Source organism: Frankia sp. CeTa3Moorea, from assembly GCF_978021225.1.
Genome location: NZ_CDXDOR010000215.1, coordinates 1 through 6,079 on the forward strand (window position 1 = coordinate 1; position 6,079 = coordinate 6,079).

The 6,079-nt window shown below is 68.8% G+C and carries 7 protein-coding genes and 1 tRNA gene; 5 read left to right on the forward strand and 3 right to left on the reverse strand.

The features are described 5' to 3' along the window. Positions 1 to 51 precede the first annotated feature (51 nt). Positions 52 to 477: a DUF3618 domain-containing protein gene (locus tag AC08OV_RS22755; RefSeq protein WP_476620285.1), complete on the reverse strand. Its 426-nt coding sequence runs from the start codon at positions 475 to 477 to the stop codon at positions 52 to 54. Between the two features lie 440 nt (positions 478 to 917). Here AC08OV_RS22755 and AC08OV_RS22760 point away from each other — a divergent pair, with 440 nt between their 5' ends. The 4 genes from AC08OV_RS22760 (at position 918) to bcp (ending at position 3,712) form a co-directional block, all read left to right on the forward strand. After that, entirely contained in the window at positions 918 to 1,691 is a 774-nt protein-coding gene (locus AC08OV_RS22760; protein ID WP_476615948.1) for an SCO family protein, read from the forward strand. After that, positions 1,688 to 2,254: a MauE/DoxX family redox-associated membrane protein gene (locus AC08OV_RS22765; protein WP_476615947.1), complete on the forward strand. Its 567-nt coding sequence runs from the start codon at positions 1,688 to 1,690 to the stop codon at positions 2,252 to 2,254. Before AC08OV_RS22760 ends, AC08OV_RS22765 begins: the two co-directional genes overlap by 4 nt. Further along, positions 2,211 to 3,026: a DsbA family protein gene (locus tag AC08OV_RS22770; protein ID WP_476615946.1), complete on the forward strand. Its 816-nt coding sequence runs from the start codon at positions 2,211 to 2,213 to the stop codon at positions 3,024 to 3,026. The genes AC08OV_RS22765 and AC08OV_RS22770 overlap by 44 nt, the downstream gene beginning before the upstream one ends. Positions 3,027 to 3,220: 194 nt before the next feature. Then, positions 3,221 to 3,712 (forward strand): thioredoxin-dependent thiol peroxidase, encoded by a 492-nt coding sequence (bcp, locus tag AC08OV_RS22775; RefSeq protein ID WP_462203927.1) that lies wholly within the window; start codon positions 3,221 to 3,223, stop codon positions 3,710 to 3,712. Positions 3,713 to 3,796: 84 nt separating this feature from the next. Here the strand turns inward: bcp and AC08OV_RS22780 are convergent, their stop codons facing one another. After that, positions 3,797 to 4,315 carry a hypothetical protein gene (locus AC08OV_RS22780; RefSeq protein WP_476620286.1) on the reverse strand — a complete coding sequence of 173 codons (519 nt, stop codon included), beginning with the start codon at positions 4,313 to 4,315 and terminating at the stop codon, positions 3,797 to 3,799. A 387-nt stretch (positions 4,316 to 4,702) separates the two neighbouring features. On the opposite strand from AC08OV_RS22780, the gene AC08OV_RS22785 reads away from it, so the two are divergent. Further along, positions 4,703 to 4,786: transfer RNA gene (locus tag AC08OV_RS22785), tRNA-Leu, on the forward strand. Between the two features lie 622 nt (positions 4,787 to 5,408). Here AC08OV_RS22785 and AC08OV_RS22790 read toward each other — a convergent pair. After that, positions 5,409 to 6,079 (reverse strand): recombinase family protein (locus AC08OV_RS22790; RefSeq protein WP_476620287.1); only part of this gene is annotated, 671 nt, incomplete at its 5' end.

Genomic DNA, 6,079 nt, shown 5'->3' on the forward strand with positions numbered 1-6,079 from the left:
GGGTCGGCGCGACCGCGGCCCGGGAGCGGCCCAGGCGGGCGGGGTGGCCGCTCACCCGCGCCGGGACGACCGGCGGCGACGGCGACGGCGGATCCCACCCACCAGGAGCAGCACACCTCCACCGACGAGAACGACCCGCTCCCAGCGCACCACCCGAACCACAGTGGCTCCGCCGGAGGGCCCGGGCACCGCCCTGCCGCCCAGGGCACCCCCGGTCAGCGTGCCCGCATCCCCCCGCCGGGCCAGGCCATCGGCTCCGATGCCGGCTCCCAGTTCGGGAAGCGCGGGCCCCGGGCCGATCCCGAGGACCGGACCGTACCTGTGGCGCAGTTCGGCGGTCTTCGCCCGCAACTGCACCTGGGCCCGCTCGGCGACGCGGCGCGGGCTGACGATCTCCGCGATGGAATCGATCGTCTCCGCCAGTTCGGCGCGGGTCTCTTCGATCTGTTGCTGGATCACGGCCGGGTCCTGCGGCACCGATGTCGCCCTCTCGTCCGTTGCGAATGGCGGACGCGCTCCCGCGGCTGGCGTCGATCGGCGTCGATGGACGCCACGGACATCTCCGTCGGGTGCGACCGGCCTGCAACGATCGTGCCAGACACATCATCGCCCGGCGAGACCAAACGGCCAGTGGCGCGACACGTCACGCGGGCGCACCGACGCACGACGTCTCGCCCCGTCCAATCCCGGTCTCCGTACCGCGCAGATGGCGCCGCGGGCGGAAGCGACCGCCCACCGGAATCCGTCCGGCGGGACATTACGCTGAACGCTGTGCGCGAGGGCCAGCGGTGGTCTGGCCCGGGTGGGCATCGCCCGGGCGACTCCCACCGTTAGCACCTGCTGAGCACCTGCTGCGGTCAGACGGACACGTTTTCCGCGGCCCCGGTCCGTCCTGCCCGGCCCTGTCCTGGAGCGTCATGTCCCTGGTCCACCATCCTCGTCACGACACGGGTTCCCGTCACGGCGCCGGTTCCCCGCCCGGGCAGTTCCCCCCGTCGCGCTCCCCGCGGCGCCGTCCGGCACTGGCCGGAACCATTGCCACGGTCCTGGTCGCCTCCTCGATGGCGCTGCTCACCGCCTGCGCCGGCTCGGGAACCGACACCGGAGTGAAGATCGTCGATGTGGGGAACGGAGGCGACAACGGCGGCCTGCACGGCACCGCCCCGGCCAGGAGGCTGGCCAAGCCGGCCCTCAACCTCACCGACACCGACGGCCGTCCCTTCGACCTGCGCGCACGCACGCAGGGAAAGATCACCATGCTGTTCTTCGGCTACACCCACTGTCCGGACGTCTGCCCGACCACGATGGCGGACATCGCGTCGGCACTCGGCGAGGTGAAACCGGACGTGCGTGACCAGGTGACGGTCGTCTTCGTGACGACCGACCCTGATCGGGATACGGAGGTGGTCCTCAGTCGTTGGCTTAAGCAGTTCAACGCAACCTTCATCGGCGCCCGCGGTCCGTTCGACCGGATCCGTACCGAGGCCGAGGCCCTGGGCGTTCCCCTGGAGAAACCGGAGGTCCAGGCCGACGGCTCCGTTCTGGTCACCCATGGCGCCCAGGTCATCGTCTTCTCTCGGGATGACAGGATCCGCGCGCTGTACCTGGCGGGGACCAGCGTCCAGGACTACATCGACGACCTGCCCAAGCTGACCGCCGAGCGGTCCGGATCAGAAGAAGCACGGACTTGAATCCGATCATCTACAGCCTTGTCACCCCCATGCAGCCGGCCAGTCGCGCCGTCTCCACGGTGTTGCGCCTCGGCCTCGGCGTGGTCTGGCTGGTCGCCGGGCTGTTGAAGGTCAACGACCCGGACGGGATGGTGCGCTCCGTGCGGGCGTTCCGCATCCTGCCCGATGCCCTCGTGCAGCCGATCGCGTACGGCGTCCCGTTCCTGGAGATCGCCCTGGGGATGCTGCTCGTCGTGGGGCTCGCCGTGCGGCTGTCCGCCGTCGTGTCCGCGGTGATGTTCGCCGTCTACATCGCAGCGATCGCGTCGGCTGCCGCCCGGGGGCTGCGGATCGACTGCGGCTGCTTCTCCTCCGGGGGTGATCTCGCTGCCGATGCCCCGACGCACTACACCTCCGAGCTGATCCGCGACAGCCTGCTGCTCGCCGCCGCCGGGCTGCTGGCCTGGCGGCCGAGCGGCTATCTGGCGGTGGACCGCCTCCTCGACCAACCGGTGAACGATCTTTCCGGGAGTACCGCTGATGGCTTCGAAGTCGAAGAAGACACCGTTGACGACCGGCGGTAGGGCCCCGGGCGGCAGCGCCGCGAAGCCCGACGCGCCCCCCCCGACGGGTGGGGGCAAGGCGGCCAGCGGACAGGAGCGACGGGCCAAGGCTGCGGCGGCGCGGGCCGCGGCGGCAGCGCGGGAACGGCGACGGCAGCGCGGCATCATCACCGGCGTGGTGCTGGCCGTTCTCGTCCTGGTCGGCGCGATCGGCTTTGCCGTCCAGAACTCCCGCGAGGAGTCGAAGCCGGTGGTCCTGCCGGCGAGCGCCACCGGCACCGATCACGGCATCGTCGTCGGGAAGGCGTCCGCGCCGGTCACCGTCGACATATACGAGGATTTCCAGTGCCCCATCTGCGGGACACTGGAGAAGACAACCGGGCCGACTATCGACAAGCTCCTCGACGACGGAAAAATCAAGATTGATTATCACATGATGTCGTTCATCGGGCCGGAGTCGAAGCGGGCGGCGAACGCGGCGGCGGCAGCCGCCAACGAGGGCAGGTTCCGGCAGTTGCACGATGTGCTGTACGCGAACCAGCCCGAGGAGCGCACCGGCGGCTTCACCAACGACACGCTCATCACGCTCGGGGCGAAAGCGGGGCTGACCTCGCAGGCGTACCGGAAAGCGGTCAACGAGGGGACCTACGACGGGTACGTCGCCAAGGTCGACGAGGACGCATCGAAGGCCGGCGTCACCGGCACGCCGACCGTCTTCGTCAACGGCAAGCGGCTGTCCGGGGAGCAGCTCACCCCGGAGGGCTTCCGCGCGGCGGTCGACGCAGCAGCCTGACAGGGCAGCCTGGCAGCGCAGCCTGGCAGCGCAGCCTGGCAGGGCAGCCTGGCAGGGCAGCCTGAGCAGATGGGGGACCAAGACACGCTCCATGGTGCACAGACCGTGCCCTGGTCCCCCGAATCTCGCCACGTTGGGGATCTGTCCGCTGGAGGGTTTGCCGTCCTGCGCAGGCCACGGCTACTTTTCGGACCATGACTGAGACTGCCAACGCCGCCCGTCTAGTCCCCGGCGACGTCGCACCCGACTTCACCCTGCCCGACTCCGAGGGGAACGAGGTGTCCCTGGCGTCCTACCGGGGACGGCGGGTCGTCGTCTACTTCTACCCGGCCGCGTCGACCCCGGGGTGCACGAAGCAGGCCTGCGACTTCCGGGACAGCCTCGCCCAGCTCGGCAACGCCGGCATCGACGTGCTCGGGATCTCTCCCGACAAGCCCGCCAAGCTGGTGAAGTTCCGCGACGCGGAAGCCCTGACGTTTCCGCTGCTCTCCGACCCGGAGCGGAAGGTGCTCGCCGCGTACGGCGCCTTCGGCGAGAAGACAATGTACGGGAAGAAGACCGTCGGCGTGATCCGCTCGACGTTCGTGATCGGCACGGACGGCACGATCGAGGTGGCGCAGTACAACGTCCGCGCGACCGGTCATGTCGCCAAGCTGCTGCGCGACCTGGGCCTCGCCGCCGCCTGACCGGGACCGTCCCTGAGGCGCCTGGCCGAACCCTTCCCACAGGCTTCGTCGATCGCTTCGTCGATCGCTTCGTTGACGGCTTCGTCAGCTCGCCGGTCGCAGATCCCAGCCCAGCAGCACGTTCTCCGGACGGCGCGGATCGACCAGCACGGGGATACGACGCGGGCGGCCCGACGATGCCGTCGCCGCCTCGCTCAGGTCGATGTCCGGGTCGGGAAGGACCGTGCTGCGCACCACCGGGTACACGTTGCCCCACGCGCCGGGGCGTTCGATGAGCAGATGAACCTCGGCGACCGGCCGGCCGTTCACCCGCAGGCCCGTGTCACGGACCGCGCAGACGGCCGCGGTCGTCGCCCGACCGGTGTCGATGAGCTTCAACGCCCGGTTCCGTTCGAGGAGGGCACGCTGGGCGGCGTGGCGGGGACCGGGGCCGACCAGCCGTGGGGCCTCGTTCCCGGCCTCGGCCTCGGTCCTGACGTTGGCCTCGGCCCTGACCTTGGTCGGCGGGCTCTCGACCTGTGCCGGTGCCTCGCCGGTGGGCGGAACGTCGGCGGGGGGCGGAACGTCGGCGGGGGCGGAGCGCGGGACCTCCGTGAGGGTCATATGAATCGTCTCCCAGTCGTCCTGGCCAAACCGGCGCGAAACAACCCTGCCGCCGGTCGGATAGCCGTGCGAGTCAGGCTGACGACAACGGCCCTCTCACGGTTGTCGTCCCGACGACCGTGGGACGAGCCTCGGTGACCGGCGGCGTGAGCCCTCTGGACTGCCAATATCTGTCCGGCCTGGCATCCGCCAAACCCGGCCGATACCGGTGAACCCCGTGAATGGGCCAATACGAAGGTTCGTGGCCGGGCTGGGGCAGCCTCCATGGCTACACACGGCTGTCCACGGCTGTCCACGGCTGTCCACGGTCCTGGTGAGAATGCGGGGCGTGACCCGGCGGGAGGCAGGGCGCCCCCCAGGTGAGGCGATCGCTACTCTGGAGGTCGCGCGGGAGTGGCGGAATGGCAGACGCAGCAGACTTAGGATCTGCCGCCTTCGGGCGTGGGGGTTCAAGTCCCCCCTCCCGCACCAAATAGATCTCTCTCGAACCCCGGCCAAGATCGGCCGTGGCGTCCGGCCCACCAGGGCCACCGCCACGGGCGTCTCGGCCGGGGTTTGCGCCGTTTCGGATCAACCGGGCCTGGACGACCGGATCAAGCAGCGTCGCCATCGGCTCGTGCAGGGCGGCATCCGTCACGATCACCTCGTCGTCGACCACGCTCACCAGGAGTCGCTCGAAGAAGAAGCGGTTGGCCAGCCGTCGCACCTGCGGCCCGCCTGCCCGGTAGACCTCGCTGGCCTGGCCTACCAGTTCCAAGGTCAGGCGCAAGGTCTCCTCGATATCGTCATACATCGTGGCGGCGGTGCGCAGCGTGCTTTCGGCCTGCCGCAGCTCCGTGGCGATCCGGGCCTGCTCCTCATGCGCCAAGTCTTCCGGGATGGAGCCGGTCACAACCCCACGAGCCAGCCGTCGCCGCTCGTCGGCCAGCTCCCCGACCCGGCGCTTGGCTCGGGCCACCTCCGGCGCGGCCTGGTCCTGCTGGTGCTGGATTTCGGCCCGCACGCCTTCCCGGATTGCCTCCTGTACTTCTTCCGAAATCCGCACCGTCTTCCAGTACCGTTCAACGGCCTCTTCCACCGCGTCCGCCAGCATTTAGGGGGCGGTGTAGGAGGTACGGCGGGTCTGGCGTCCCAGGCAATAGAAATAGAGGTACTGGCCCTTTGCATTCATCAGGGAGAGCCGCTCACCGCAGGCACCGCAGAACACCGTACTCTTGAGGTAGTGGGTGTGTACCCGCCGCTTCTCCCCGGCGACGTTGTGCAGCGCGAGCATCTCCTGTACCCGCATGAACAGGGCTTCGGAGATTAGCGGCTCATGGCGGCCCTCATATTCAATGCCCTTGAAAGTTACCTTGCCCATGTAGTAGCGGTTATTCAGCACCCGCGATACATGGGAGATGGCGAGTGGCCCCGGCAGCTTCTTCCCATGCGGAAGCACCTTAAGACCCTTTTCGGCCAGCGCGTCCGTGAGCTGTCGCAACGTCCACTCTCCGGTAGCGTACATCTCAAAGGCCCACCGGACATGCGGCGCGCGTTCTGGGTCAACAATGACAATTGCCACCTCCCGGCCGTCGATACGCTGACGGGTGTTCAGATAACCGACGGGTGCCCGCCCTGGTGTTCCTCCCACTTTGGCCTTTTGGGTCATACCTTTCAGGGCTTCGGTGGCCAGGTTGCGGGAGTAGAACTCCGCGATCCCAGCCATAATTGCGTGTAGCAGCTGCCCGCCGGGCGTCTCGTCAATATTTTCTTTGACGCTTATCA